The following is a 26475-nucleotide window of genomic DNA, read 5'->3' as shown; positions in this document are numbered from 1 at the left end:
TTGCCAATTGATTTCGGCAAAAACTGGAGAGGAAAATAGGTGGACGCGGAAGTGGGCGGCGCAGCAGCTACGACGGCAAACCGGAGGCCAGCGACTCCATGCCACTGGACATTCGCAAGATCACCCGTAAAGGCTTGTGGGCGCAGGGAAATAGCTTTAGCTGGCAGTAGTTGGTAAACGACCGTGCGGTGGCGAGCATCCGCATCCGGGTGGACTGGCAGAACATGGTGCTGTCCTACTGCATGAAAAGCACAGGCGGAGTGGTCGAGCAGCGGGTGCCAACGCAAACCTCGCCCTGCCACCTGGGCGGGGAGCGACGCTGGTTTACTTATCCCCAATGCAGCAAGCGTGTGGCAGTGCTCTATGCGCCTGGCCGGTACTTTGCCTGCCGCCAGTGCTGCGGACTGGGCTACGCTACGCAAAAAGAAGGTGCAGACGAACGCGCGGCCAGCCGGACCAACAAGCTGCGCAAGCAGTTGGGCTGGGAGGCAGGCATCTTGAACGGCAATGGCGGCAGACCCAAAGGCATGCACTGGAAAACTTACCAGCGGCTCAAAGCCGAGCACAACCAACTGGTGCAGATCAGCTACTACGACATGGGCCGCAAACTAGGCTTCCTGCACAAATTATTGGACGCGTCAATTTGTTTCGCAAAATGGGGGGCGTTGTCCTACCTATCCCGGTTGGGACAACGGCTGAACTCAACCACAGCTTTCGCTGCAGTTGGGACAACGGTTGGGACAATGGAGTTTTAGAGATCCACAACGAAGAAAGGACTTAGAGCATTTCTACTCTAAGTCCTTGATTCATATGGTCGGTGTGAAAGGATTCGAACCTTCGACCCCTTGCACCCCATGCAAGTGCGCTACCAGGCTGCGCCACACACCGACAAGCCTCGTATTATAGAGCTGAAATCAGCTATCACCAGCCAGCAGCGCCCGGATTTCACACAATTCTTTATGTAGTGTGTGCATATCGCTCGATAGGTGCAGAAGCTGGCTTTCTGCCTGCTCGGCCTGCACCTGAGCGCTCTCAGGGCTGAGGTGCAGCGCTGCGAACGATGGGCCCTCTGCCATCTCACCCACATAGCCGCCCTCTTGCACCTGCCACAACGTCGGTGCTTCACGCAGCTTGTTGCGGGCACCGCTGATGGTGAAACCCTCGTCGTACAACAGATCGCGAATACGGCGAATCATCAGCACCTCATGGTGCTGGTAATAGCGTCGATTGCCGCGCCGCTTCATGGGCCGCAACTGGGTAAATTCCTGCTCCCAATAACGCAGCACATGGGGCTTGACGCCACACAACTGAGCCACTTCACCAATCGTGAAATAGCGTTTCGCAGGAATAAGGGGAAGCGACATATCGATGGCAGCGCATCAGAGGTGAATGTAAAAATGGAGAACAGCGAAGCTTATAACAGCGGTACTTTTCCCTGTACTTACCGGCCTCAGACGATGCGAGGAAGAGTGACGTACATCACGCAGTCGAGGCGTTTTGTATTTGCTCTTTCAGTTTGCTGCTGGCGTGAAAGGTCACCACCCGGCGCGCTTTGATGGGAATGGATTCGCCGGTGCGCGGGTTGCGCCCCGGACGCGGCGCCTTGGTACGAATCTGGAAATTCCCAAAGCCCGACAGCTTCACGTCGGTCCCTTCGATGAGTTTTTGGGCCATCAGGTCAAAAAACGCATCAATCATGTCTTTCGACTCGCGCTTGTTCAACCCAATATGGTCAAACAGCAGTTCGGCCAATTGGGCTTTGGTCAGGGCTGGGGTTTCCAGGCTCTCTACGGCAAATTCAATCACGTCTTCGCTTCCGTTGGACTTCACACGCTTCACACACGCAAGCGGGCGCCGGTTTGCGCTGCCACCTGGGTGATCACCGCTTGCAGAGCGGCATCAATGTCTGCGTCGGTCAGGGTGGCGTCGTCGCGGCCCAATGTCAAGCGCACCGCCAGACTCTTTTCACCTATGGTCAAGCCCGTGGTTGGGGCGGCATCGCCCGCTTTTACCGGTTTGGCACGGTAAACGTCAAACAACACGGTTTTACGCAGCAGCGTGACCGGTACGACAGAGGCGATAGCGGCCACGAGTTGTGCGTAGGTCACGCTTTCAGCGACCACCACCGCCAAATCGCGCTCAACGCTTTGCTGCTTGGGCACGGTTTTGAACTGCGGCACGGCACGTTGCAGCACGGCATCGAGTTCCAACTCAAACATCACCGGCGCCAACGGCAGTTCCCACGACTGACGCCACTGCGGGTGCAGTTCGCCGATAAAGCCAATGGCACGGCCATCGAGCAGCACGCGCGCGCAGCGACCGGGATGCATTGCAGGGTGCGTAGCAGGCTCAAACTGCGCTTGCAGCGGTGCCAGCAAGGCTTCGACATCGCCCTTGATATCAAAGAAATCTACGCTTTGCTCTTTGCGGCCCCACTGCAACTGGTCGGCCGGACCACAGGCCAAGCCGGCCACGCGCATCGGCTGATCAAAACCTTCGACGGTGGTATCGGTGTTCAGCACCGAGGCGTCACGCAAGAACGCCCGGCCCAGCTCAAATACGCGCACGCTGTCAGCGCGGCGGTCGAGGTTGAACTTCAAAACCTGTAGCAATGAACCCAGCAACGACGAGCGCATCACACCCATTTGGCTGGCAATCGGGTTCAGCAGCTTGATGGGTTGCGGGTTGCCGGCCAGCTCGTGCTCCCAGCGCTCATCGACAAAGCTGAAGTTGATGGTTTCTTGGTAGCCCAAACCGGCCAACTGGCGGCGCACGGCAAAGCTGCTGCGCTGGCTCTCAGCGCGCAACTTGGGCGTAATCGGCGCCAGCGGCGGTGTGGTCGGCAGCTGGTTATAGCCGACCATGCGCGCCACTTCTTCAATCAGATCTTCTTCAATCGTGATGTCGAAACGGTAGGACGGCGGCGTGACCGTCAACGTGCCATCGCCTTGCTCCAGCGGCAGACCAAGGCGGCCCAGCGCATCGGCGCACTGCGCTTGGGTCAGGGGCATACCAATCACGCGCGAAGCGCGGGCAACGCGCAGCGTAACCGGGCGGGCAGCGGGCAAGGCCGCCTGCACATCGCTGATCGGGCCAGCGACACCACCACAAATGGCCTGCACCAAGGCGGTGATGCGCTCAATGTGTTCGACGGTGTGCTGCGGATCGACACCGCGCTCAAAGCGGTGACCAGCGTCAGTCGAGAAGTTGTAACGGCGCGAGCGCCCGGCAATCGCCTTGGGCCACCAAAAAGCGGCTTCGATATAGACGTTTTTCGTGTCGTCGGTGACGGCAGTGGCGTCGCCGCCCATGATGCCGGCCAGCGACTCGATTTGGCACTCATCGGCAATCACGCCAACCTGGCCATCGACGGTGACGGTGTTGCCGTTCAGCAGCTTGAGCTTCTCGCCGGCCACGCCCCAGCGCACATCGAGGCCGCCGTGGATTTTGTCGAGATCAAAAATATGCGATGGCCGGCCCAACTCGAACATCACATAGTTCGAAATATCGACCAGCGGTGCGACGCTACGTTGACCGCAACGCGCCAAACGATCGACCATCCACTGCGGCGTGGCGGCACGCGGATTGACACCGCGCACGATGCGACCGGAAAAGCGGCCGCACAAATCCGCTGCGCTGATGGTGACGGGCAGCGTGTCGCTGTGGGCTGGTGCCACCGGCGCAAAATCCAGCGCCTTCAAGGGCGCACCGGTCAATGCCGACAGCTCACGCGCCACGCCGTAAACGCTCAAGGCGTGCGCCAAATTGGGCGTGAGTTTCAGCGTGAACAGCGTGTCATCTAAATTCAGGTAGACGCGGATGTCTTGACCGATAGGCGCATCAGCGGCCAACTCCAGCAAACCGCCGCTATCTTCGGCAATTTTCAGTTCGCGGGCCGAGCACAACATGCCTTGGCTCTCCACCCCGCGCAGCTTGCCGACTTTGATCAGGAACGGCTTACCGTCTTCACCCGGCGGCAGCTCGGCACCGACCAGCGCGCACGGCACCTTGATGCCAACGCGGGCGTTGGGTGCGCCGCAGACGATGGTCAGCAGCTCGCCCTGCCCGGCATCAACCTGGCACACGCGCAGGCGATCGGCATTGGGGTGCTGCTGCGCGTCTTTGATTTCGCCGACAACGATGCGAGTGAAGGGCGGCGCGACTGGCTCCAGCTCTTCCACTTCCAAGCCGGCCATGGTCAGCGTCTCAGCCAGTTCGGCGGTGCTCAGGGGTGGGTTGCAGAACTCGCGCAACCAGGATTCAGGAAATTGCATATCAGACTTCTTTGGCGTGCTCTTAAAAAAATAGCTACTAGCGCACGTTTTTAAAAGGTTTCAACATCAAAACAGCTTGAAAACCAATAGATGCGTGCAGTAGCAGCTCACTTTTTATATTGCTGGGTACGTTGTATTACTGGAACTGCGACAGGAAACGGATATCGCCGTCAAAAAACAGGCGCAAGTCATTGACGCCGTAGCGCAACATGGTCAGGCGGTCGGGGCCCATGCCAAAGGCAAAACCAATGTATTTTTCGGGATCAAGGCCCATATTGCGCACCACGTTAGGGTGTACTTGGCCAGAACCCGCCACCTCCAGCCAACGACCGGCCAACGGGCCGGCTTGGAACTGAATGTCGATCTCGGCACTGGGCTCAGTAAAGGGGAAAAAACTCGGACGGAAGCGCAGCACCAAATCATCCGACTCAAAGAAGGTGCGGCAAAAATCAGTAAAAACCACCTTCAGGTCTTTAAAGCTGACATTCTCGCCAATCCACAGGCCTTCGCACTGGTGGAACATCGGCGAATGGGTGGCATCGCTATCGACGCGGTAGGTGCGGCCTGGCACGATCACACGGACTTCAGGCATCCCCGCGCCCGCATCAATCGCGGCGCGGTGCTTTTTGACGTGCTGTACGGCATGGCGCACTTGCACCGGGCTGGTGTGGGTGCGCAGTAAGTTGGGCGCATTCTCGGCACCGCCTTCGATATAAAACGTGTCGTGCATCGAGCGCGCCGGATGGTCTTCCGGCGTATTCAGCGCCGTAAAGTTAAACCAGTCGGTCTCAATCTCTGGGCCTTCGGCGACATCAAACCCCATCGAACCAAAGATACCTTCAATGCGCTCCAAGGTCAGCGACACCGGATGCAAGCCACCTTGGCCACGCTGGCGACCGGGCAGACTGACGTCCAAAGCCTCGGCTTTGAGTTGCAATTGGAGCTCGGCATCGGCCAGCGCTTGGCGCCGCGCCGTCAAAGCCGCTTCAATGGCCTGCTTGGCGACGTTGATAGCAGCGCCACGGGATTTTTTTTCCTCCACGGAAAGCTGCGCCATGCCTTTCATCAGTTCAGTCACACGACCAGACTTGCCCAGAAACTGGGCTTTCGCATTTTCCAGATCGGCAGGGGTGACGCTGTGCGCAAACAGTTGTTGCGCGCTTTCAACCAAGGAGTCCAACTCGTTCATTATTCGCTCTTACTTCGTTCTTATTTCGCTCTGAAAAAGAAACAAGGGCTAGTGCCTTTTCAAGCGCTAGCCCTTGCTGTTTATGCGCTAACAGCTATCAAAATGATAGATGTAAGCCGGGAACTCAAGCTGCCAACTTGGCCTTGACTTGTTCCACGATGCTGCCAAAGGCGGCTTTATCGTGCACTGCCAAGTCAGCCAGCATCTTGCGGTCGATCTCGATGCAAGCTTTCTTCAGACCGTTGGCGAATTGGCTGTACGTCAGGCCCAATTCACGGGCACCGGCGTTGATACGGGCAATCCACAACTGACGGAACACGCGCTTGCGGTTACGACGGTCACGGTAGGCATATTGCCCAGCCTTCATCACCGCTTGTTTAGCGATGCGATAGACGTTACCGCGGCGACCGCGAAAACCCTTAGCAAGGGCGAGAACTTTTTTGTGGCGGGCGTGAGCCGTTACACCACGTTTGACGCGAGGCATGTATTTACTCCTTGTTCGTCAGTGAATTACAAGCCGCAATTGGGCAACATCTGTGCCATGGAACCCATATTGGTCTCATGAACAGAGGTAATACCACGCAGTTGGCGCTTGTTTTTGGTGGTCTTCTTGGTCAAGATGTGACGTTTGAAGGCGTGACCGCGTTTAACGGTACCACCCGGACGAACGCGGAAGCGCTTTTTGGCGCTGCTCTTGGTCTTCATTTTGGGCATTTCAATGCTCCTTTGACTTGTGCTCGTGAGGCGTTTGCAAACCGTTTTACAAACTTGTTGGCCCCGAGCCACTTTTATGGGCAGGAATAATGCCTACCCAGGGGATGCACTAAGGCACTCCCAATGAATGACACATCTCCTTGCGGGGGTGCGTCAACCCATTCAATTCAATGAAATTCGTGAAAATCCAACTTCAATCGGCAGATGACGCATTAACAGCTGCATCTACCACAGGCTTTGCCGGTGCTGACTTTTTGCGCGCCGGGGCGATCATCATGATCATCTGGCGGCCTTCAAGACGCGGAAACTGCTCGACCAAAATGGTGTCGGCCAGATCATCCCGAATACGATTGAGCAATGCCAAACCGAGATCTTGGTGCGTAATTTCGCGACCACGAAAGCGCAAGGTGATCTTGCACTTGTCGCCATCAGCCAAGAAACGACGGATGTTGCGCATCTTGATGTTGTAGTCACCATCATCCGTACCAGGACGGAATTTGATTTCCTTGATCTCGATGACCGTCTGCTTGGCCTTAGCTTCTGCAGCACGCTTTTGCTCAAGGTATTTGAACTTACCGTAGTCCATTAAGCGGCATACCGGGGGAATGGCAGTGGCGGCAATTTCAACCAGATCCACGTCCAACTCGCCCGCCATACGCAGCGCGTCCATCAAACTAACCACACCGAGTGGTTCGTTGTCAGGCCCTGACAGGCGCACTTCAGGCGCCATGATTTCACGATTCAAACGATGTTTGCGCTCTTCGCGGTGGCGACGATCACGAAATTCAGTAGCTATGGCTATCACCCTTGGTTCTAAATGCTACAAAAAGTGTAGCTTCTTTGGCGTGTTTCAAAAACTACGCCTTGGCTGCTATGGCCTGGCTGATGAGTTCAATGAATGCATCAAGGGACATGACACCGAGATCTTTATTGCCTCGGGCGCGCACTGCAACAGCACCGGCTGCACGCTCCTTGTCGCCTGCGACAAGGATAAACGGCAATTTTTGCATGGAATGCTCACGTATTTTATACGTAATCTTTTCATTGCGCAGGTCCAGCAACACCCGTAGCGGATGATGTGGCAATGCTTTTTCCAGTTTTGCAGCAATTTCGCGACAGTAATCTGCTTGGCCATCGGTGATATTGAGCACCGCCACCTGCACTGGCGCAAGCCATGTCGGTAAAGCGCCGGCATGTTGCTCGATCAAGATGCCAATGAAGCGCTCCAAGCTACCCACGATCGCACGATGCAGCATCACAGGCCGGTGCCGAGCGCCATCTTCACCGACGTACTCTGCACCCAAACGTTCAGGCATGGAAAAATCCACCTGGATCGTGCCGCACTGCCATTGGCGACCGATAGCATCTTTCAAGGTGTACTCAATTTTCGGGCCATAAAAAGCGCCTTCGCCGGGGGTTATTTCATAGACACAACCCGACGCCTGCAAACTCTCGATCAGCGCTTTTTCAGCGGTATCCCAACTTGCATCGGTGCCAATGCGGGCTTCGGGGCGAGTCGCCACCTTGTAAATGATGTCTGTAAAGCCAAAATCAGCGTACACCTTTTGCAGCAGCTTGGTGAATGCCAGCACTTCCGCCTGAATTTGCGCCTCAGTGCAAAAGATGTGCCCGTCGTCCTGTGTAAAACCCCGCACACGCATGATGCCGTGTAAGCCACCCGTGGGTTCATTGCGGTGACACTGGCCAAATTCGCCGTAGCGCAGCGGCAGATCGCGGTAACTCTTGATGCCTTGGTTGAAGATCAGGATGTGCCCCGGGCAATTCATGGGCTTCAAGGCATAGTCACGCTTCTCGCTATCGGTCGTGAACATGTTCTCACGGTATTTGTCCCAATGCCCCGTCTTCTCCCACAGCGTCCGATCCAGAATTTGGGGGCCCTTGACCTCTTGATAGCCATTAGTTTGATACACGCGGCGCATGTACTGCTCGACTTCTTGCCACAAAGTCCAGCCTTTGGGATGCCAAAACACCGTGCCTGGAGCGTGCTCGTCGATATGGAAAAGATCGAGTTCACGCCCCAGTTTTCGGTGGTCACGCTTCTCGGCCTCCTCCAGCATGGACAGGTACTGCTGCAATTCATCTTTAGTCGCCCAAGCTGTGCCATAAATGCGCTGGAGCATTTCATTGCGGTGATCACCGCGCCAATAAGCTCCAGCCACCTTCATGAGCTTGAAGAATTTCAACTTGCCAGTGCTAGGCACATGAGGACCTCGGCAAAGGTCCTCAAAATTCCCTTCGCGATATAGGCTGACGTCTTCACTGCTTGGGATGCTCGCAATAACTTCCGCCTTATAGTGCTCACCCAAGCCCTTGAAATAAGCCACGGCCTCGTCGCGTGGCAGCACGCGACGCACCACCAGTTCGTCCTTGGCAACCAACTCAGTCATACGCTTTTCAATAGCCACCAGATCCTCTGGTGTAAAGGGCCGCTTGTACGAGAAGTCATAGAAAAAACCGTTCTCGATGACCGGGCCAATCGTGACCTGCGCGTCAGGAAACAGCTCTTTGACGGCGTACGCCAACAAGTGGGCCGTCGAGTGACGGATCACCTCCAAGCCATCCGCATCCTTGGCGGTCACGATGGACAGCGCACTATCCTGCGTGATCTGAAAGCTCGTATCCACCACCGTATCGCCAATTTTTCCAGCCACAGCCGCTTTGGCCAATCCAGAACCAATAGATGCAGCCACTTCAGCCACTGTGACGGGGCCAGGATATTCGCGTTGGGAACCATCGGGGAGCGTTATGTGAATCATGAAAATCCTTGTCAAACCTTATCAGTGGCGTAGAGCACGCCAGAGTCTGAAAGCAAAAAGCGCGGATAGCAACCGCGCTTTGACCTTGTGCTTCGAATAGGCGAACATTTTACTGCACCAGAAAATAAAAAGAGCCCAAAGCAAGTGCTTTGGGCTCTTTCATGCGTGCACCTTAGCGCACAGCGTTATCAGTGGAACTGCTCTTCTTCGGTCGAACCGGTCAGTGCCTTGACGGACGATGAGCCGCCCTGGATCACAGTGGTGACGTCATCAAAGTAACCTGCGCCCACTTCTTGCTGGTGCGACACAAACGTGTAACCCTGCTCACGTGCAGCAAATTCAGGCTCTTGCACCATGTTGACATAGTGCTTCATGCCTTCGCCATTGGCGTAGGCCTTGGCAAACTTGAAGCTGTTGAACCAATTGATGTGGATACCAGCCAGCGTGATGAACTGGAACTTGTAGCCCAATGCCGACAGATCTTCTTGGAACGTTGCGATTTGCGCATCGTTCAGATTCTTTTTCCAGTTGAAGGATGGCGAGCAGTTGTATGACAACAGCTTGCCTGGATTCGCAGCGAGCACAGCTTGGGCGAATTCGCGTGCAAAGCCGATGTCTGGCACGCCTGTTTCACACCATACCAAGTCAGCATAAGGAGCATAAGCAACTCCCCGACTGATGGACTGCTCCAGACCATTTTTGACGCGGTAAAAGCCTTCTTGCGTACGCTCGCCGGTCAGGAAAGGCTTGTCATTGGCATCGTGATCGGAGGTGATCAAGTTGGCAGCTTCTGCATCGGTACGGGCCAGCACGATGGTGGACACGCCCATCACGTCAGCAGCAAATCGAGCCGAGATCAGCTTTTCGCAGGCCTCTTGCGTAGGAACCAGCACCTTGCCGCCCATGTGACCACACTTCTTCACCGCAGCCAGCTGATCTTCAAAGTGCACGCCGGACGCACCGGCGGCAATCATATTCTTCATCAATTCGAACGCATTCAGAACGCCACCGAAACCGGCTTCTGCATCGGCAACGATAGGCAGAAAATAGTCGATGAACTCCTTGTCGCCGGGGTTGATACCACGGCCCCACTGAATTTCGTCAGCGCGCTTGAACGTATTGTTGATACGACGCACCATGGTGGGTACGGAGTCGTATGCGTACAACGACTGGTCGGGGTACATGGTTTCAGACGTGTTGCCATCAGCAGCCACTTGCCAGCCTGACAGGTATACGGCCTCCAAGCCAGCTTTGGCTTGCTGCATGGCTTGGCCAGCGGAAATTGCGCCGAATGCATTCACATAGCCCTTTTTGGAGCTACCGTTAATTTTTTCCCACAGCTTTTCAGCACCGCGCTTGGCCAGAGTGTGCTCGATCGGTAGGGAACCGCGCAAACGCACCACATCAGCTGCGCTGTAGCCGCGCTTGACACCCTTCCAGCGTGGATTCGTTGCCCAGTCTTTCTCAAGGGATGCAATTTGTTGCTCACGGCTCAGTTGTTCGTTCGGCACTTGGGACATGGGATCACTCCATTAGTTAGTTGAAATTGTTAGGCAACTCGTTTGCCCATGAACATACTGTAAATCTTCCATGGGCTTGGCGCAAGCTCTTATGTCTTATACAAGACTTATTTTTATCGTTTTAATTCAATGACTTACAAATTTTATTTTTTAATATAGAAATATATTTCTCATTACGAAAATAAATATAGGAATAAATAGTTTTAAATTTCATATTATGAAATACATGTTTCATTAAATGAAATTAAATAAGCGTACTTTCACAGGTAAATTAGTCAATTTTGACTGGAATGAAGTAGCCCTGAATTGGAGGAAGATCGACACTTCGCTTCCTTGTTCGCAGCCCGTGCCCACCTGTAAAGCGACAGTGCTTTAACACGCATTGCAGTTCACGCACATGAAACTGTGCAGATCCATCAAAACTGGCCTATTGACCCACCAGGAAAATCGTCAGAACATCTGAGGTACTGGATGTCTGCTCAGCAAGATCGACGCACCTATTAACTTTTCTGCCTTGGCTGCAGAGGTCAAGCGCATGTGGCCACGTCGGGTCCGTCGTTAGGAGATCGGGCCCGTATTTTGCTGAGACGATGGTGCGTATCTGTAGAGTACCGGATGATTGCATCGACTCAAAACGCTACCCGTTATTCATGGCCCGCGAGGTCATGGCCGGAGTGATTGAGCAACTCAAGGCATCCAGGAGTACTCCCGCATGAACATCCAACTGCACAAGAACGCACGCACCACACCCGCAGTGCGCGCCGAAATTGCCGCCAGCAGCGAGAGCGCCTGCGTACTGGCCAGCCGCTACGGCGTCACGCAAGCGACCATCTACAAGTGGAAAAAGCGCGAGAGCTTTGTCGACAAATCCCACACCGCGCACCGGTTGCAGACCACGCTGAACCCGGCGCAAGAAGCCGTTGTGGTGGAGCTGCGCAAAACAGTGCTGCTGCCTTTAGACGACTTGTTGGCAGTGACGCGGCATTTTTTGTGTGAAGGGGTCTAGCGCTCGGGCCTCGATGGGTGCCTGCGCCGCCACGGGGTGGGCAACACCTGCAGCCTTGAAGCCTGTAACGCCTAAAGAGCCGCATAAGACCTTCAAAGCCTATGAGCCGGGTTACCTGCATATCGACGTGAAGTACCATCTGCCGCAGATGACAGATGAGAAGCGGCGCAGCTACTTGTTTGTGGCCATCGACCGCGCCACGCGCTGGGTGTATGTGACCATCAAACCCGACAAGACTGCGCGCAGTGCCTCCCGCTTTCTCAAAGCGCGGCACAAGGCCTGCCCGATCAAGATCCAGAAACTGCTGACCGACAACGGCAAGGAGTTCACGGATTGCCTGTTTGTCAGTCGCGAACGCGAGCCCAGTGGCCAGTATGATTTTGATCAGCTGTGTCAGGCGCTGGGCATTGAGCACCGGCTGACCAACCCCAGAACGCCGCAGACCAATGGGATGGTGGAACGCTTCAACGGACGCATTGCTGATATGCTCAAAACGAACAGGTTCAACAGCGCGCAGGACATGGGGCAGACGCTGCTGCGTTATGTGGCGCTGTACAACCACCAACTGCCCCAGTCAGCGCTGAAGAGTCAGACACCGATGCAGGCCATGAAAGATTGGCATCACACCCACCCGCATTTATTCTACAAGCGACCATATGATCGTCCGGGATGCGACAAGTACCAAATGCGACGTCCACCCTACCAGGGCTATCCATCTGAGTTGGGCTGTAGCAGATTTCTCAGCGGAATCCGCTAGGAATGACAGGTTACTCTAGACGCCCATCCATAGCGCCCTACAAAAAACGGCGCAGTTCGATTGCAAAGACTTAATGCAAAGAGCGAGCACTGATAACAATCCCGTCAGCGTCTGCATAAAGCCAGTCACCTGGACGAATCAACACTTGCTGAATAAGCACAACACTATCACGCATACCTTGATTCCGCTTTTCTGTAGGCAAAGGCATCAATCCGAGCGCATAGATCCCAATGGGACAAACTTTTAGCTCTACCACATCGCGCACGCAACCGTCCACCAGCAATCCTGCCCAACCATTACGGGCAGCCGCTGCAGCCAAATTGCCACCGACAAGCGCGTAACGTAACGATGCACCTCCATCTACCACCAAAATACGACCCTCTCCTGGCGATTCTACAGCGGCTTTCACTAAAGAATTATCTTCATGGCATTTAACCGTGCTAATGATTCCGCTGAACGCTTCCAAACCACCAAAACTATGAAACTTTGGTGGTAACACTCGAAAAGATCCACTGTCGTCTATTTTGTGCTCATCACACAAGTCACAAGTACTAAAATTAACTAATGGTGCCGAAGCGCATTTCATAAAAAATTTAAATTATTTTTAATTTTAAAAATGCCAATTAACGACTTGAAATATTTTTATATTTAATAGTGTTATTTATATAACAAAACTTATTATTTAATCTCAAAATTCTTGCAGTCATCTAGCCGTTGATTATTTGGAACAGGGCAACGATTAACCTCGAAGGGCGAAATAGCCAACAAGGTAGTCAGTGAGCTAGAAATCATCGCAATGATCCAAAATATAAAAAATGCTACCGTATAGATAGTCTCACGAGAGATATTTAAGGGATCGCCATACCATCTTAATTCGGCAGGATCAACAAATGCAAATACTAACATCTCAGTAATTCCAGCCATTAAAAAAGCAGGCCATGCAATCCACATGAGTCGTTGTCTTAACATTTTTCAGACCTCTTTGAATTGGTTATTAGGAATATCAGTACTGCAGAATTTATTCTGATACTAATGTTAATTACGAAGCTGATCAACTGAAGGAGTAGCCGCGTGATTACGGCCACTCAGAGCAGGTGCAAAACTCTTCTGTGGGTTTTCCAGGTTTTTATTTACCTGCACTCCTTTACGATAATATTCATCAGTCAATACTATATTTGGCGAAGCTATGGCCAACCACAAAGTATAAAATGCAGCCACTACTACTATTGCAGGCCCAGAAATTACAAGCCAAACGTAGCCATACTTCCACCATGGCTGACTATTTTTTTCTACTAACGTTGCTGAGATCATTAAAATAACTCCCAAAAATATTTTTAAATAATATTTATTTAAATTTATTATTAATTAACTAAGTATATAAATATTAATACAAATTTCACCGAGGAACCAAAAATACAGATTTCTCAACTAGTCGCGTATCAGAATCAATTGCCTCGATATCAAACTCGACTGCATGCGACCCGGGCTTAGCAGATCCATATGGAATCTGAAGACGAACAGCTACCCAACGAGACTGTGCGCCATCTATTTTAATTTCAGGGTCTGAAACCACTTCTAAGCCATCCAGCCCACGCGCTTTTATACGATAACGTTGCAAAACTTCAGTTGCATTCATAATCTGAAGACGATATATATTTTCCAACTTTCCACCAGCCACAATACGTGAAAGTGCAGCGCGATCTCGTACTACATCCACTTTAAGAGGGGTGCGCGACAGTAGACTAATCAACATGGCAGCACACAAAGCCACTAAAACACTGCTATAAATCAGTACCCGGGGACGCATGACACGACGAAATATCTGCGATTGATTCCAGCCTTTAGCAACACCGTTTTGTGTAGAAAATCGGATCAAGCCACGAGGATAATTCATTTTATCCATGACATTGTTGCATGCATCCACACACAAGCCGCACCCTATGCACTCATATTGCAGCCCATCACGGATATCAATTCCAACAGGACATACCTGAACGCACAAGGTGCAATCGATGCAGTCACCCAATCCTTTGGCTTTGTAATCCACTGTTTTGATACGTGGGCCACGAGGTTCGCCCCGAACCTCGTCATAGGTAACGATCAGGGTATCCTTGTCAAACATTGCACTTTGAAAACGCGCGTAAGGACACATATATTTACACACTTGTTCACGCAGAAAGCCTGCATTACCATAAGTGGCAAAACCGTAAAATAGCACCCAAAAAATCTGCCAGCCGCCTTGCAGAGCAAGCAACTCGACACCTAATTCACGAATAGGGATGAAATAACCAACGAAAGTGAAACCAGTCCATACCGAGAAAATCACCCAAAGACTTTGTTTAACTGTCTTTTTCCATATTTTCTCAAATTTCCACGAGCTGGAATCTAACCGCAACCGCGCACTACGATCACCTTCGATCTTGTGCTCGATCCACATAAAAATTTCTGTGTATACCGTTTGTGGACAGGCAAAGCCACACCATAAACGACCCGCCACAGCAGTGAACAAGAATAGCGATAATGCTGAAATGATCAACAAAGCTGTCAAATAAATGAAATCCTGTGGGTATAGTACCAAGCCGAAAATATAAAATCGCCTAGCGCCGAGATCAAACAACACCATCTGGCGTTGCCCCCACTCAAGCCATGGCAATCCGTAGAAGACAAGCTGTGTGAGGATTACCATCACCCAACGCCAACGCGCAAAAACCCCGCTGATCGAGCGGGGATAGATTTTCTTTTGGGCCTCATATAACGAGGATACAGCTTCACCCTTTAATGTGGGTGCAGACGTAACAGGTGCGATGGGGATAACCTTGCGTGGCTTCCCAATGGGGGATGTCATGAATCAGCGATCTTCCAAAAGAAAATACACCATAGCAAAAATGAGGTGGTGCTTTACACACCACCTCCGAGGAGAGCTATTTTAGCGTACTGCGTTTTTTTGATTGGAGAAGCCCCATACATAGGCTGTCAACACATCAATCTGTGCGGGAGTGAGTTTTCCTGCCTGGGCAGGCATTTGATTCATCTTGCCATTGTTGATCATGGCAGTGATCGCATCCTCACCCCATCCATGCAGCCAGATGTCGTCCGTCAGATTGGGAGCACCTATGCCCTGATTACCCTTGCCATCCATACCATGGCAAGCGGCGCAAGCTGCAAACTTTGGCTTACCCAGCGACGCCCGCAGCGAATCATGAGGACTACCCGAAAGGCTCAGAACATAGTGCGCCACATTACGTACATCTTCTGGTGTGCCGACTGCAGCAGCCATGGGAGGCATATTTCCAATACGACCTTTTTCTAAAGTTTCATGGATTTTCTCAGTAGATCCCCCATGAAGCCAGTCTGTATCTGTCAAGTTGGGAAATCCTTTGCCACCTCGCGCATCGGAGCCATGACATTGGGCGCAGTTATTCATGAACAGGCGTTCACCAATAGCCATTGCTTGAGGGTCACGTGCAACATCTTCTGGTTTCATGGAGGTAAAGCGCGCATACAGCGGCTCCAACTCAATATTAGCTTTAGCCACTTCAGCGTCATATTCTCCATTCTGGCTCCATCCAAACATTCCAGCGTATTTTCCCATTCCTGGATAAGCGACAAGATAACCCAGCGCAAAAATGATTGTTAAAACAAACATCCACATCCACCACCGTGGCATTGGATTATTCATTTCGGTCAGGTCCTCATCCCAGACATGGCCCGTGGTGTTGTCGCTGGTCGAAACGACTTTTTTGCGTGCTGTGATCCATAACAGGAGCAGGCAGGCAAGAATACCGATAAAGGTCATTCCGGCCACATAAACCGACCAGAAATTACTAGTGAAGTCACTCATGGGGTGTTCTCGTTCTGGAAGGTTTCAGTCTTGTAGAAAAGGGAGCTGGGCAGCCTCATCAAACCCAGCCTGGTTACGCTTCGAATAAGCCCATACCCAAATACCGATAAAGCAGGTAAACGATGCCAGCGTGACCATGATCCGCATGGTAGTGATATCCATGTTCATGTCCTTGTTACTTGAGCGCGCGGCCCATCACCTGCAAATAGGCAACCAATGCGTCCATTTCCGTCTTGCCTTTGATCTCGTCGGGCGCAGCCGTAATCTGTGCATCCGTGTAAGGCACACCTACAGTACGCAAAGCCTTCATGCGAGGAGCCACATCAGAAGGATCGAGGGTCGATTTTTCGAGCCATGAATAGGCTGGCATGTTGGACTCAGGAACTACATCACGCGGGTTGTTCAGGTGAATACGATGCCATTCATCACTGTATTTACCGCCGACCCGGTGCAGATCGGGACCCGTGCGCTTGCTGCCCCACTGAAATGGGTGGTCATATACAAACTCACCTGCTACCGAGTAGTGGCCATAACGCAAGGTTTCAGCGCGGAATGGACGAATCATTTGCGAATGACAGTTGTAGCAACCTTCACGCAAATAAATATCGCGCCCCATCAGCTGAAGCGGAGCGTAAGGCTCAACGCCCTGAACCGCTTCAGTAGTGGATTTTTGGAAGAATAGCGGGACAATTTCGACCAACCCACCTACCGCAACCACCAGAATAATCAATACGATCATCAAGAGATTGTTGGTTTCCACGGTTTCGTGGGTGAATCCGGTCGAGGTAGTTTTATTTTGTTGTGACATAAATGGACTCCTCGTAAATCAGGCGTGCGCCGGCTTAATGGCAGGAATGGCCACGTTGACCGAGCGACCCGACATGGCGGTAACCCATACGTTCCAAGCCATGATCAACATACCCGTCAGATAAAGCGCTCCACCAGTCACACGGATGACATAGAACGGATAGGTAGCTTTGACGCCTTCGACAAAGGTATAAGTAAGCGTTCCGTCATCGTTGACAGCGCGCCACATCAGACCCTGCATCACGCCGGCGATCCACATGGAGGCGATGTACAGCACGATACCAATCGTGGCCAGCCAGAAATGCAGCTCAATCGCCTTGATGGAATGCATTTTTTCTTTGCCAAACAGGCGGGGAATCAGGTAATACAGGGATCCCATGGTAATCAAACCCACCCAGCCCAAAGCACCCGCGTGCACGTGGCCCACAGTCCAGTCGGTGTAGTGGCTCAAGGCATTCACCGTCTTGATAGCCATCATGGGACCTTCAAACGTTGACATACCATAAAAGGACAGGGAGACGATCAGGAAGCGCAAGATCGGATCATCACGCAGCTTATGCCAAGCACCTGAGAGAGTCATCACACCGTTAATCATGCCGCCCCAGCTAGGAGCCAGCAAAATCAACGAGAACACCATGCCTACCGATTGCGTCCAATCAGGCAGTGCGGTGTAGTGCAGGTGGTGTGGACCCGCCCACATATAGGTAAAGATCAATGCCCAAAAGTGAACGATAGACAAGCGATAGCTATACACCGGACGGCCAGCCTGCTTGGGAATGAAGTAATACATCATCCCCAGGAAGCCTGCCGTCAGGAAGAAGCCCACAGCGTTGTGACCGTACCACCACTGCACCATGGCGTCCTGCACACCTGCATAGGCAGAGTAACTCTTCATGAAACCCGCTGGAATCGCGGCACTGTTGACAATATGCAGCAAGGCAACAGCCAAGATGAAGGCGCCGTAGAACCAGTTAGCCACGTAAATGTGGCGTACCTTGCGCATTCCGATAGTGCCAAAGAACACTATGGCATAGGCTACCCAAACCACAGCGATCAGGATGTCAATCGGCCACTCAAGCTCGGCATACTCCTTGCCTTGGGTGTAACCCATCGGCAGACTGATGGCTGCAGCCACGATAACCAATTGCCAGCCCCAGAAGGTAAAAGCCGCCAGTCGTCCGGCAAACAGGCGCACTTGGCAGGTACGCTGTACTACGTAGTAGCTGGTGCCAATGAGTGCACTGCCGCCAAAAGCAAAGATCACTGCATTGGTGTGCAAGGGTCGTAAGCGGCCATAACTCAGCCACGGAATGCCGAAGTTCAGTTCGGGCCAAGCAAGCTGGGAGGCGACAAAAACGCCTACCAGCATACCTACCACTCCCCATACCACCGCCATAATTGAAAACTGGCGTACAACGGTGTCGTTGTAGTGCGCAGCATCTGCATTTTTTGGAATATCCATCGGGCACCTCTTGATTTGAGCGAAAGTATTAACCAGACCAGCAATAGGGATTTTGACGAGCATCAATTAATCACGAAGAATACGCTCGCCTTCTTGCTCGACATTCTCAAACTGCCCACGATCCACAGCCCACCAAAGACCAATGATGATGAGCAACACAAGAACCACGGACAACGGAATCAGTAAATAAAGAATGTCCATGCGAAAGCTCCAAAAATCAGGCGGCTAATGTAATAGCAGCGCATAGCGGGTCTTTCACTCCTAGCGCAGCATTGGCTTCAGACCCCAACGACGGCAAGGAGCGTGACAGGCGCGCTGCATTCAGCACCACCAGCAACGAACTGAGCGCCATACCCAGGCCAGCCAACCATGCGGGCATATAGCCGGCAATAGCCAATGGCACGCTTAGCGCGTTATAACCTGCTGCCCACCATAAGTTCTGGCGCACAATGCGCAAGGTGCGACGCGCCAATACGACAGACTGAGCAATCACCGCCAAACTGCTGCCAAGCACAACAAAATCAGAGCGCGATTGTGCCAGCGGAACGGCTCGACCAAACGCAAAAGACACATGTGCGCCAGCCAGCACAGGGCCATCGTTGAGCCCATCGCCCACCATGGCCACACGCTGGCCGTCCGCTTGCAACGCTTGCAATGCGGCTAATTTGTCTTGCGGTGCACAGTCGCCCTGCCACTGCTCGATGCCAGCCCGTTTGGCAATGCGTGCGACAGCCACAGCTCGATCTCCCGAGAGCAATTGCACAGCAATCCCTGATGTACGCAACATCTGTACCACAGCAGTAGCATCAGCGCGCAAATCTTCACTCAAATCAAAACGGGCCAACGCCACTGGCGCCGCATCGCCACGCTGCCAAGCCAATACCACCTGCTGTGCAAACGCCGCATCGTCGGGCCAATCCACTGCGGGAGATGGTTGTTGCGCGTGACGTGCCGAGCCCAACACCACTTGACACACCGGCAACACACCTTGGGTATCGCGCAACTGCGCCGTCAGCCCATAGCCGCTGATTTCCTGCACCTCACTCACGTGCCAACGCGCCAGCGCAGCTTCGTCCTGCACCGCGCTGACCAAAGCACGCGAAACCGGGTGCAGTGACTGGCGCGCCAGTGCGGCCGCCAGCGCCAGCGCATCAGCCGCTACCAACGTCCCTTGGGTGTGAACCGCACGCACCACCATACCGTCATGCGTCAAGGTACCGGTTTTGTCAAACACAACTGTATCTATTTCTGCCAATGCTTCAAGACCCTGCAAATTGCGCACCAGCACACCGCTGCGCGCCAGCGTGCCCGCAGCAGACAGCATGGCCACTGGCGTCGCCAAAGACAGGGCACAAGGACAAGTGACGATCAGCACCGATACCGCTACCATCAGCGCATGGCCAGGATCCGTGGGCCACCACCAGACCGCCGCCAATACTGCCGCGACCAGCATCAACACTAAAAAAGGCCGTGCGACACGGTCTGCCAATTGGGCCAGACGGGGCTTTTGCAGCGAGGCGCTTTCCATGAGAGCGACGATTTGAGCAAAACGGGTGCTTTGGCCTATGCCTTCCACACATACCTCGACGACCGCCTGCAAGTTGTAACTGCCTGCCGTTACATGGCTACCTTGCGGGCGCAGAACGGGCGTGGATTCACCGGTGAGCAGTGCCTCATCGGCCAAGGTATCGCCACGGGTGATGCAGCCATCGGCCGGAAACGCCTCGCCCGGCAGCACTTTCACCACATCACCCAGCGCCAAACGGCGCACGGCGACGCGCTCAAAAGCACCACTGGCGCTGCGCCGCTCCACACTCTCAGGCAAGCGATTCATGACTGCTTCCAGCGCGCCTGCCGTGCGGTCGCGCAAGCGCAACTCCAGCCAGCGACCGGTGAGCAGAAAAAACACAAACATGGAGAGGGAGTCGAAAAAAACTTCGCGGCCAAAAAGACCGGAGGGCTCAAAGGTGCCGGCCGTGCTGACGATAAAAGTGATCGCCATGCCCAAAGCCACCGGCAAATCCATACTGACGCGGCGCTGGTGAATGTCACGCCATGCGCTGGCAAAAAATGGCCCGCAGGCAAACAGCAGCATCGGCAGCGTGATGACCCAAGAAGCCCAGCGCAGCAGAGTTTCCATCTCTTGCGTCAGGTCGCCGGGCTGCGCAATATAAGCAGGCCACGCATACATCATGACTTGCATCATGCAAAAACCCGACAACAGCCAACGCCACAAAGCCTTGCGTTTTTCACGTTGGCGTTGCTCGCGCGCCAAGGCATCCATGGCCGGCAAAGCGCTATAACCCGCCGTGCGCACCGCCGCCAGCCACTGCGAAGGTTGTACCTGTTCGGGGTGCCAGACCACACGCGCACGCTGTGTGGCAGCACTGACATCGGCTTGCGCAACCCCTGGCACGGCGCGCAGCGCATCTTCAATCGTCAAGGCACAGGCGGCACAATGCATTCCGCCAATCACCACATGCGACTCCCAGGCGCCAGCCGATGGCGTCTGGCGGCCGGTTTCGGTCCAGGGCCGGCCAAATGCCGACCACTCCTGCGGATCATCCAATAACGCGTCGGTAGTTCTGGCAGCAGACAGCTGTGCAGGCCTATTACCCATCTCTTCCGAGGGAGAATGAGCACCGATATTTATTGACATGGCTCAAGTCTAGCGACCTTATGCGCCCACTAACTTGACTTACATCAACTCTAAAAAACAATATTCAGCCCTAAGCTCACCCACTCAATAAAGGAATTCGCCATGTATAAGTGCATTTTGATCGCCACCGATGGATCACCTTTGTCAGACAAAGCGGTCGATGCAGGCCTGTCTTTGGCGGCGCTGACGGGTGCTGCGGTCATCGCGCTCAAAGTGGTACCCAACTATCCTCGCAGTTACTTTGAAGGCGGATTGGCCACCGACGCCAACGACATGAAACGCATTGAAAAACAGTGGAGCGAAGCGGCAAGCACTTTGGTAAAGGCGATCAAAAGCAAAGGCGACGCGCAAAACGTGGCCGTGACTGCCGTGGTGGTCAAGTCGGATCTGGTGGCGGAGTCCGTGATTGAAACCGCTCAAAACCACCATTGCGACCTGATCGTGATGGCCTCGCATGGCCGCAAAGGCATACAGCGCATGTTGCTGGGCAGCGAGACGCAGCACGTACTAACGCACGCCAATATGCCGGTACTGGTTTTACGCTAAATCCGGCTATAGCGCTTATCTAACAAGCGCAATTAGCTATTAATTAAATAGCAATTTATACTCCTCGCGCAGTAAGTTTTTTTGCACCTTGCCCATAGTATTGCGCGGTAGCGCAGTGGCGATAAAGCAACGTTTGGGAATTTTGAAATTCGCCAGTTCGGTCTTGAGTTGCGCCAGCACTGCCTCAGCGTCCAGCTGCGTCCCAGGTTGGGCGATCAGCACCGCCACACCGACCTCACCAAAATCAGGGTGCGGCACGCCAACCACAGCACTTTCGGCCACACCGGGCATAGCGTTGATGCAGCCTTCAATCTCCGCCGGATAGACGTTGTAGCCACCGGAAATAATCAGATCTTTGCTGCGTCCGACGATGGTGACGTAGCCGCGTGGATCGACCTGCCCGACATCGCCGGTCTTGAACCAGCCGTCTGGCGTGAACTCTTCCAGCGTCTTCTCGGGCATGCGCCAGTAGCCTTTGAAGACGTTAGCGCCTTGCACCTGGATGTTGCCGATCTGCCCGGCGGGCAGTGCCTGACCAGCGTCATCCACCACGCGCAGATCCACGCCGGGTAGCGCAAAACCCACCGTGCCGCCACGGCGTTCGCTCTCTGGCCCGTGCGCGCCGACATGGCGCGCATCAGCGCGGTAGGGATTGGAGGTCAGCATGGCGGTTTCGCTCATGCCGTAGCGCTCCAGAATGGTATGGCCGGTGCGCTGCTGCCAAGCGTTGAAGGTGTCCAGCAGCAGCGGCGCGGAGCCGGAGATAAACAAACGCATGTGCGCCGCTACCTCTGGCGTCAAGCCCGGCTCGGCCAACAGGCGCACATACAGCGTGGGCACCCCCATGAACACCGTGGCGCGCGGCAGCGCCGCAATGACGGCCTGTGGGTCAAACTTGGCCAACCAGATCATCTTGCTGGCATTGAGCAGCGCGGCGTGGATGGCGACAAACAAACCATGCACATGAAAAATCGGCAGCACATGGATCAGCACATCACCGCCCTGCTCTGGCGTGCGCCAGCCCCAATAGTCTTTCAGCACCAGCGCGTTGGACAGCAGATTGCCGTGTGTCAGCATCGCCCCTTTGCTGCGCCCGGTGGTGCCGCTAGTGTACAAAATCGCCGCCAAATCATCTGCAGTTTGGGCGACGGGCTGGTGCACGTCGCTGTGGTGCGCAGCGCGCTCGAGCAGACTGCCGCTGCGATCATCGCCGAGCGTGAACACCTGCTGCGTCCCCGCGGTGAAAGCGATTTTTGACACCCAGCCAAAATTTCCAGGTGTGCACACCACCACCGCCGGCTCGGCATTACCGACAAAATAGCTGATTTCATTGCTTTGATAGGCCGTGTTCAGCGGCAAAAACACATGTCCGGCGCGCAGCGTTGCCAGATACAGCACCATGGCTTCAACCGATTTTTCAACCTGCACCGCAATGCGGCTGCCGGCAGGTAAATCCAGCGATGCCAGCAAATTGGCCATGCGTGCGCTGGCGTGGTCGAGGTCGCGCCAGCTATAGAGCAGTACTTGGCCATCCGGCGCCGTGGTTTCGACCGCAGTCTGATCGAGCTCGGCGGGAAAGGCCGCGCGCAGCGCGCAGAACAGGTTCTGTGAAGTCATCGCCAGCAGTCCTTTAAAAAACGGGGGCGCGTTTAGCCAAAAATGCCGTGATGCCCTCGCGGTGCTCGGCATTGTTGGCGTAAGCGTAGGGATCCGCCGGCGCTTGCAGCGCTGCATTCGCTTCACTATTAATAGCTGATAGCGCTTGCTGGTATTGGGCTACAGGCACTTTTAATGCTCGAAGTGTCTGTTTGTTCATCCGCGCTGCCGCCGGTGCCAGTGCAGCAATGCGACACGCGCTGGCCAGCGCATCGGCCGCCAGCAATTCATCCGCCACAACCCGGTTCAAAAAGCCGCGCACGCGCATATCAGTGGCGCTGAAGGTGCTGGCTTCCAGCAGCATTTGCCGCGCCGCGATCTCGCCCACAGCACCAGCCACCAATTGCGCTTCACGCGGCGCCATCGGAAAACCCAGTTTGGCAATGGGCGCACCAAAACGCGCTGAGGTACCGGCAATACGCAAATCGCAGCAACTGGCGATTTCTACGCCCGCGCCCATGCAGGCACCGGCGATGTGCGCCACGATGGGCACGTCGCAATCGAGCATGGCCTGCAAACCGCCCCAGACATCGTTTTCATGAAAGTCACGCAGCAGTGCCGGATCGAAGCGAAAGGCCGGGTACTCTGAAATGTCGCCCCCCGCACAAAATGCTTCGCCTGCTCCTTGAATCAGCACACACCGCACGTCGGTGCTGCGCTGAACGCTCTCAAAAATACAGCGCAACTGGCGCCACATACCGCGCGACATAGCGTTCAGCCGACCCTCGTGGTACAGCGTGACTTGCCACACACCCGCGATACCCGCCGCTCCGTCGGCGCGTGCTGCAACAACTTCTCCGGACATGTTCAACCCTCTTTCCAAGTAGGTGATGTGGTCTGTGCGCACAGCGTGTGCGGCACTCAGTGGGGCAGGCACAGGCTGTCAATGGCTTTGGAAGCCGCCACCCGGCCCTGGGCCAGCAGGCTGCGGTGTTTGTCGATGCGCTTGAGGTCATACAGGTAATTCACCATCAAGCCATACGACTGCTTATGCCCCTTGGTCGAGGGGTCGCCACCCCAGTTCAATTGCTCGACCCGGGCACCGTTGCCCAGATGGAAACGCGCCACCGGATCGGCCGGCTTGCCGCCCGGCAACTCACGCGCAAGGTAATAGGCAGCGCACTGCATCAGCATCTGGCGCACCGGCGACTTGGCGTCCAGCGCTTGCGACTTGTCAAACGCGGCCAGCAAATGCGTCGCTTGCGGTGGCTCACAACCCACCGCGCGCCCCAATTCAGCGCGCTGCTTATCGGTCAACTTGTCCAGCATGGCTGCGGCATTTTTGCCCAGCCAGGTGCGCAGCCCCGGCATCGGCGACAGCGTGGCAAAGGTGCGCAAGCGTGGGAATTCGGCGCACAGGGTGTCCACCACATGCTTGATCAGGGAGTCGCCAAAACTGACACCGCGCAGGCCACTTTGCGTGTTGCTGATGGAATAGAAAATAGCCGTGGTGGCACGGGCAATATCGGCGGTCGCTGCGGCCTCGTCGAGCAGCGGTGTGATGCTGTTAGAGATACTGCTGACCAGCGCCACCTCGACAAAAATCAGCGGCTCTTGCGGCAGGCTGGGATGAAAGAAGCCATAACAGCGGCGATCGCTGTCCAAGCGGTTTTTCAAATCAGCCCAGCTGCGGATGTCGTGCACCGCTTCATATTTGATGAGCTTTTCAATCAGTGACGCCGGCGAGTCCCACGAGAGGCGGCGCAACTCCAGAAACGCCACATCAAACCAGGTCGAAAACAGGTGCTCCAGTTCGGCATCCAGCGACAGCAGGCGCTTGTCGCTTTTGAGCTGTGGCAACAGTTCAGCGCGCATATCCACCAAAAACCGCATCCCACCCGGAAACGCGGCAAAGCGCTGCAGCAAGCGCGTGCGCGGTGACACCAGCGCCCGGCGCAGGCTGATTTCCGCCTGGCCCTCATCCTCGGTACCAGCGGCAGCCGCATAGCGTTTTTGTGCGGAATCGAAATGCGTGGCATCGGGCGCAAACTGCTCACACATCAACAGCCATAGATCGCGGCGCTCTTCGGGTTGCGCCTGGGCGTACCACACGGCCACTTCCCCGGCACGGCGCCCGCCTTCCAGTTCACTGGTGCGCGGCTGGATCACCAGCTGCAAATCTGCCAGCACGCGGCGCAAGGCGCGTGGTGCCAGCGCTTCCTGGCCGCGACGCAACGTCGCCTGCAGGCGCTCGTGGGTGGTGCGCAAGGCAACGGGTTTGGTCGTCGCACTGGTGTTTTTATCGGCGCTTTTATCAGCACTTTTCGATGACGAAGAACGCAGACGGGACACGCTGCGGGCAATCCACTCGGGGGTTGTTGTCATAGGACCGGCCTTGGTGTAGTGGTGATGAACAAGGTCACGCAGTGCGGGGCGCTGGTGCAGAAAAATCAATGTTCGTGCTGGCGCTGCGCCCACAGCCACAGTCCGACTCCGCCAATCATCATCGGTAGACACAGCCACTGGCCCATGCTCATGCCCAGCGGCAGCAGGCCCAGGAAACTGTCAGGCTCGCGGAAAAACTCGGCAATAAAACGAAACACGCCATAGCCCAACAAAAATGCCGCCGCCACCTGGCCTTGCTGGCGCTGTTTGCGTGCATACAGCCACAGCAAGACAAACAGCAGCAGTCCTTCGAGCAAAAACTGATACGCCTGCGAGGGATGGCGCGGCAGCATCGAGCCACTGTGCGGAAATACCATGCCCCAAGGCAAATCAGGGCTGGCAAAACGCCCCCACAGCTCGCCATTGATGAAGTTGCCCACCCGACCTGCCGCCAGCCCGGTCGGCACACAAGGCGCGACAAAGTCAGCGACCTGCAACCAGGGCCGATGGCGCGAATGGGCAAACCAGAGCATCGCGGCAATCACCCCGAGCAGGCCACCATGGAAACTCATGCCACCTTGCCAGATGGCAAAAATTTCCAACGGGTGCGTGGCGTAGTAGCCGGGCTTGTAAAACAGGCAATAACCCAGCCGCCCACCGATCACCACGCCCATCACACCGAGAAACAAAATGTCTTCCACGTCGCGGCGCGTCCAAGCACTGGCGCCCTGGATCGAGGCAAACGGCTGGTGGCGCAGGCGCAGCGTGCCCAACCACATGAACAGGCCAAAAGCGGCCAGATACGTCAGGCCATACCAGTGAATGGCCAGCGGGCCGATCTGCAAGGCAACAGGGTCAATGTGGGGATATGTCAGCATAGTTGGGCACTATTGTGCCCGCGGTAGCGCGGCTGCGCGATACTCCAGCCTGCACACGTAGGAA

Annotated in this window: 25 protein-coding genes, 1 tRNA gene and 1 pseudogene; 3 read left to right on the top strand and 24 right to left on the bottom strand. The window is 54.7% G+C overall.

All coding sequences use genetic code 11. The annotated features are described in order from the left end of the window. The first annotated feature begins 224 nt into the window (after positions 1-224). A complete protein-coding gene (locus tag Q390_RS18210; protein ID WP_169737277.1) occupies positions 225-755 on the top strand; it encodes a hypothetical protein in 531 nt (176 codons plus the stop codon). A gap of 56 nt (positions 756-811) precedes the next feature. Here the strand turns inward: Q390_RS18210 and Q390_RS0110670 are convergent. The 10 genes from Q390_RS0110670 to aceA all read right to left on the bottom strand — a co-directional run bounded on the left by Q390_RS0110670 (position 812) and on the right by aceA (position 10474). Continuing rightward, a tRNA-Pro gene (locus Q390_RS0110670) sits at positions 812-888 on the bottom strand. Positions 889-914: 26 nt separating this feature from the next. Then, positions 915-1364: a MerR family transcriptional regulator gene (locus tag Q390_RS0110665; protein WP_037472750.1), complete on the bottom strand. Its 450-nt coding sequence runs from the start codon at positions 1362-1364 to the stop codon at positions 915-917. 115 nt (positions 1365-1479) lie between these two features. Continuing rightward, complete coding sequence (locus Q390_RS0110660; RefSeq protein WP_037472769.1) at positions 1480-1830, bottom strand: integration host factor subunit alpha; 351 nt, start codon at positions 1828-1830, stop codon at positions 1480-1482. A 5-nt stretch (positions 1831-1835) separates the two neighbouring features. After that, positions 1836-4274: a phenylalanine--tRNA ligase subunit beta gene (gene pheT / locus Q390_RS0110655; RefSeq protein ID WP_027996048.1), complete on the bottom strand. Its 2439-nt coding sequence runs from the start codon at positions 4272-4274 to the stop codon at positions 1836-1838. Between the two features lie 136 nt (positions 4275-4410). Then, positions 4411-5463, bottom strand: a complete 1053-nt coding sequence (pheS, locus tag Q390_RS0110650) for a phenylalanine--tRNA ligase subunit alpha (protein ID WP_027996047.1) — start codon at positions 5461-5463, stop codon at positions 4411-4413. 124 nt (positions 5464-5587) lie between these two features. Continuing rightward, the gene (rplT, locus tag Q390_RS0110645; RefSeq protein ID WP_027996046.1) at positions 5588-5947 is read right to left on the bottom strand and encodes a 50S ribosomal protein L20; all 360 of its coding nucleotides are present in this window, start codon (positions 5945-5947) and stop codon (positions 5588-5590) included. A 26-nt stretch (positions 5948-5973) separates the two neighbouring features. After that, positions 5974-6177: a 50S ribosomal protein L35 gene (rpmI, locus tag Q390_RS0110640; RefSeq protein ID WP_027996045.1), complete on the bottom strand. Its 204-nt coding sequence runs from the start codon at positions 6175-6177 to the stop codon at positions 5974-5976. A gap of 193 nt (positions 6178-6370) precedes the next feature. Continuing rightward, positions 6371-6982 carry a translation initiation factor IF-3 gene (gene infC / locus Q390_RS0110635; RefSeq protein ID WP_084153873.1) on the bottom strand — a complete coding sequence of 204 codons (612 nt, stop codon included), beginning with the start codon at positions 6980-6982 and terminating at the stop codon, positions 6371-6373. A 52-nt stretch (positions 6983-7034) separates the two neighbouring features. Beyond that, positions 7035-8954: a threonine--tRNA ligase gene (gene thrS, locus Q390_RS0110630; RefSeq protein ID WP_027996043.1), complete on the bottom strand. Its 1920-nt coding sequence runs from the start codon at positions 8952-8954 to the stop codon at positions 7035-7037. A gap of 188 nt (positions 8955-9142) precedes the next feature. Then, a complete protein-coding gene (gene aceA / locus Q390_RS0110625; protein WP_027996042.1) occupies positions 9143-10474 on the bottom strand; it encodes an isocitrate lyase in 1332 nt (443 codons plus the stop codon). A gap of 712 nt (positions 10475-11186) precedes the next feature. Here aceA and Q390_RS18205 point away from each other — a divergent pair. Then, positions 11187-12237, top strand: a pseudogene (locus Q390_RS18205) (IS481 family transposase). A 70-nt stretch (positions 12238-12307) separates the two neighbouring features. Here the strand turns inward: Q390_RS18205 and rraA are convergent. The 10 genes from rraA to Q390_RS18200 form a co-directional block, all read right to left on the bottom strand. After that, on the bottom strand, positions 12308-12823 hold the full coding sequence (gene rraA / locus Q390_RS19540; RefSeq protein WP_084153872.1) for a ribonuclease E activity regulator RraA: 516 nt from the start codon (positions 12821-12823) through the stop codon (positions 12308-12310). Positions 12824-12915: 92 nt separating this feature from the next. Next, a complete protein-coding gene (locus Q390_RS19535) occupies positions 12916-13206 on the bottom strand; it encodes a hypothetical protein (RefSeq protein ID WP_084153871.1) in 291 nt (96 codons plus the stop codon). Positions 13207-13272: 66 nt separating this feature from the next. After that, positions 13273-13548 carry a FixH family protein gene (locus Q390_RS19530; RefSeq protein ID WP_084153870.1) on the bottom strand — a complete coding sequence of 92 codons (276 nt, stop codon included), beginning with the start codon at positions 13546-13548 and terminating at the stop codon, positions 13273-13275. An 85-nt stretch (positions 13549-13633) separates the two neighbouring features. Next, the gene (ccoG, locus tag Q390_RS0110615) at positions 13634-15082 is read right to left on the bottom strand and encodes a cytochrome c oxidase accessory protein CcoG (RefSeq protein WP_027996041.1); all 1449 of its coding nucleotides are present in this window, start codon (positions 15080-15082) and stop codon (positions 13634-13636) included. An 81-nt stretch (positions 15083-15163) separates the two neighbouring features. Beyond that, complete coding sequence (ccoP, locus tag Q390_RS0110610) at positions 15164-16078, bottom strand: cytochrome-c oxidase, cbb3-type subunit III (protein ID WP_027996040.1); 915 nt, start codon at positions 16076-16078, stop codon at positions 15164-15166. 24 nt (positions 16079-16102) lie between these two features. Next, positions 16103-16240 carry a CcoQ/FixQ family Cbb3-type cytochrome c oxidase assembly chaperone gene (locus Q390_RS0110605; RefSeq protein ID WP_027996039.1) on the bottom strand — a complete coding sequence of 46 codons (138 nt, stop codon included), beginning with the start codon at positions 16238-16240 and terminating at the stop codon, positions 16103-16105. Between the two features lie 13 nt (positions 16241-16253). Continuing rightward, positions 16254-16886 (bottom strand): cytochrome-c oxidase, cbb3-type subunit II, encoded by a 633-nt coding sequence (gene ccoO / locus Q390_RS0110600; RefSeq protein WP_027996038.1) that lies wholly within the window; start codon positions 16884-16886, stop codon positions 16254-16256. A gap of 18 nt (positions 16887-16904) precedes the next feature. Next, positions 16905-18347: a cytochrome-c oxidase, cbb3-type subunit I gene (gene ccoN, locus Q390_RS0110595; RefSeq protein ID WP_027996037.1), complete on the bottom strand. Its 1443-nt coding sequence runs from the start codon at positions 18345-18347 to the stop codon at positions 16905-16907. A gap of 66 nt (positions 18348-18413) precedes the next feature. Beyond that, the gene (gene ccoS, locus Q390_RS0110590; protein WP_027996036.1) at positions 18414-18548 is read right to left on the bottom strand and encodes a cbb3-type cytochrome oxidase assembly protein CcoS; all 135 of its coding nucleotides are present in this window, start codon (positions 18546-18548) and stop codon (positions 18414-18416) included. A gap of 16 nt (positions 18549-18564) precedes the next feature. Continuing rightward, positions 18565-20967: a heavy metal translocating P-type ATPase gene (locus tag Q390_RS18200; protein ID WP_051603178.1), complete on the bottom strand. Its 2403-nt coding sequence runs from the start codon at positions 20965-20967 to the stop codon at positions 18565-18567. A gap of 141 nt (positions 20968-21108) precedes the next feature. Here Q390_RS18200 and Q390_RS0110580 point away from each other — a divergent pair, with 141 nt between their 5' ends. Continuing rightward, on the top strand, positions 21109-21552 hold the full coding sequence (locus Q390_RS0110580; RefSeq protein ID WP_027996035.1) for a universal stress protein: 444 nt from the start codon (positions 21109-21111) through the stop codon (positions 21550-21552). Between the two features lie 39 nt (positions 21553-21591). On the opposite strand, the gene Q390_RS0110575 is transcribed toward Q390_RS0110580, so the two are convergent. The 4 genes from Q390_RS0110575 to lgt form a co-directional block, all read right to left on the bottom strand. Beyond that, a complete protein-coding gene (locus Q390_RS0110575; RefSeq protein ID WP_027996034.1) occupies positions 21592-23169 on the bottom strand; it encodes a malonate--CoA ligase in 1578 nt (525 codons plus the stop codon). A gap of 13 nt (positions 23170-23182) precedes the next feature. Next, entirely contained in the window at positions 23183-24013 is an 831-nt protein-coding gene (locus Q390_RS0110570) for an enoyl-CoA hydratase/isomerase family protein (RefSeq protein WP_027996033.1), read from the bottom strand. 56 nt (positions 24014-24069) lie between these two features. Further along, the gene (locus Q390_RS0110565) at positions 24070-25533 is read right to left on the bottom strand and encodes a malonyl-CoA decarboxylase (RefSeq protein WP_027996032.1); all 1464 of its coding nucleotides are present in this window, start codon (positions 25531-25533) and stop codon (positions 24070-24072) included. A gap of 65 nt (positions 25534-25598) precedes the next feature. Then, positions 25599-26411 (bottom strand): prolipoprotein diacylglyceryl transferase, encoded by an 813-nt coding sequence (lgt, locus tag Q390_RS0110560; RefSeq protein ID WP_027996031.1) that lies wholly within the window; start codon positions 26409-26411, stop codon positions 25599-25601. Between the last annotated feature and the right edge of the window lie 64 nt (positions 26412-26475).

The sequence above is a fragment of the Simplicispira psychrophila DSM 11588 genome (assembly GCF_000688255.1).
Classification (GTDB): Bacteria; Pseudomonadota; Gammaproteobacteria; order Burkholderiales; family Burkholderiaceae_C; genus Simplicispira; species Simplicispira psychrophila.
The sequence above is the reverse complement of the archived record's forward strand: the minus strand, read 5'-3'. Positions and strand labels throughout refer to the sequence as shown.

Bases quoted from the DNA above. Each gene is read 5' to 3' on its own strand.
- rraA (WP_084153872.1), bottom strand. From the start codon at position 12,823: ATGAAATGCGCTTCGGCACCATTAGTTAATTTTAGTACTTGTGACTTG.
- Q390_RS19535 (WP_084153871.1), bottom strand. From the start codon at position 13,206: ATGTTAAGACAACGACTCATGTGGATTGCATGGCCTGCTTTTTTAATG.
- thrS (WP_027996043.1), bottom strand. From the start codon at position 8,954: ATGATTCACATAACGCTCCCCGATGGTTCCCAACGCGAATATCCTGGC.
- Q390_RS0110565 (WP_027996032.1), bottom strand. From the start codon at position 25,533: ATGACAACAACCCCCGAGTGGATTGCCCGCAGCGTGTCCCGTCTGCGT.
- pheT (WP_027996048.1), bottom strand. From the start codon at position 4,274: ATGCAATTTCCTGAATCCTGGTTGCGCGAGTTCTGCAACCCACCCCTG.
- ccoS (WP_027996036.1), bottom strand. From the start codon at position 18,548: ATGGACATTCTTTATTTACTGATTCCGTTGTCCGTGGTTCTTGTGTTG.
- aceA (WP_027996042.1), bottom strand. From the start codon at position 10,474: ATGTCCCAAGTGCCGAACGAACAACTGAGCCGTGAGCAACAAATTGCA.
- Q390_RS0110575 (WP_027996034.1), bottom strand. From the start codon at position 23,169: ATGACTTCACAGAACCTGTTCTGCGCGCTGCGCGCGGCCTTTCCCGCC.
- ccoP (WP_027996040.1), bottom strand. From the start codon at position 16,078: ATGAGTGACTTCACTAGTAATTTCTGGTCGGTTTATGTGGCCGGAATG.
- Q390_RS0110570 (WP_027996033.1), bottom strand. From the start codon at position 24,013: ATGTCCGGAGAAGTTGTTGCAGCACGCGCCGACGGAGCGGCGGGTATC.
- Q390_RS0110605 (WP_027996039.1), bottom strand. From the start codon at position 16,240: ATGGATATCACTACCATGCGGATCATGGTCACGCTGGCATCGTTTACC.
- Q390_RS0110665 (WP_037472750.1), bottom strand. From the start codon at position 1,364: ATGTCGCTTCCCCTTATTCCTGCGAAACGCTATTTCACGATTGGTGAA.
- lgt (WP_027996031.1), bottom strand. From the start codon at position 26,411: ATGCTGACATATCCCCACATTGACCCTGTTGCCTTGCAGATCGGCCCG.
- rplT (WP_027996046.1), bottom strand. From the start codon at position 5,947: ATGCCTCGCGTCAAACGTGGTGTAACGGCTCACGCCCGCCACAAAAAA.
- Q390_RS18200 (WP_051603178.1), bottom strand. From the start codon at position 20,967: ATGGGTAATAGGCCTGCACAGCTGTCTGCTGCCAGAACTACCGACGCG.
- rpmI (WP_027996045.1), bottom strand. From the start codon at position 6,177: ATGCCCAAAATGAAGACCAAGAGCAGCGCCAAAAAGCGCTTCCGCGTT.
- Q390_RS18210 (WP_169737277.1), top strand. From the start codon at position 225: ATGGTGCTGTCCTACTGCATGAAAAGCACAGGCGGAGTGGTCGAGCAG.
- ccoG (WP_027996041.1), bottom strand. From the start codon at position 15,082: ATGACATCCCCCATTGGGAAGCCACGCAAGGTTATCCCCATCGCACCT.
- ccoN (WP_027996037.1), bottom strand. From the start codon at position 18,347: ATGGATATTCCAAAAAATGCAGATGCTGCGCACTACAACGACACCGTT.
- pheS (WP_027996047.1), bottom strand. From the start codon at position 5,463: ATGAACGAGTTGGACTCCTTGGTTGAAAGCGCGCAACAACTGTTTGCG.
- ccoO (WP_027996038.1), bottom strand. From the start codon at position 16,886: ATGTCACAACAAAATAAAACTACCTCGACCGGATTCACCCACGAAACC.
- Q390_RS19530 (WP_084153870.1), bottom strand. From the start codon at position 13,548: ATGATCTCAGCAACGTTAGTAGAAAAAAATAGTCAGCCATGGTGGAAG.
- Q390_RS0110580 (WP_027996035.1), top strand. From the start codon at position 21,109: ATGTATAAGTGCATTTTGATCGCCACCGATGGATCACCTTTGTCAGAC.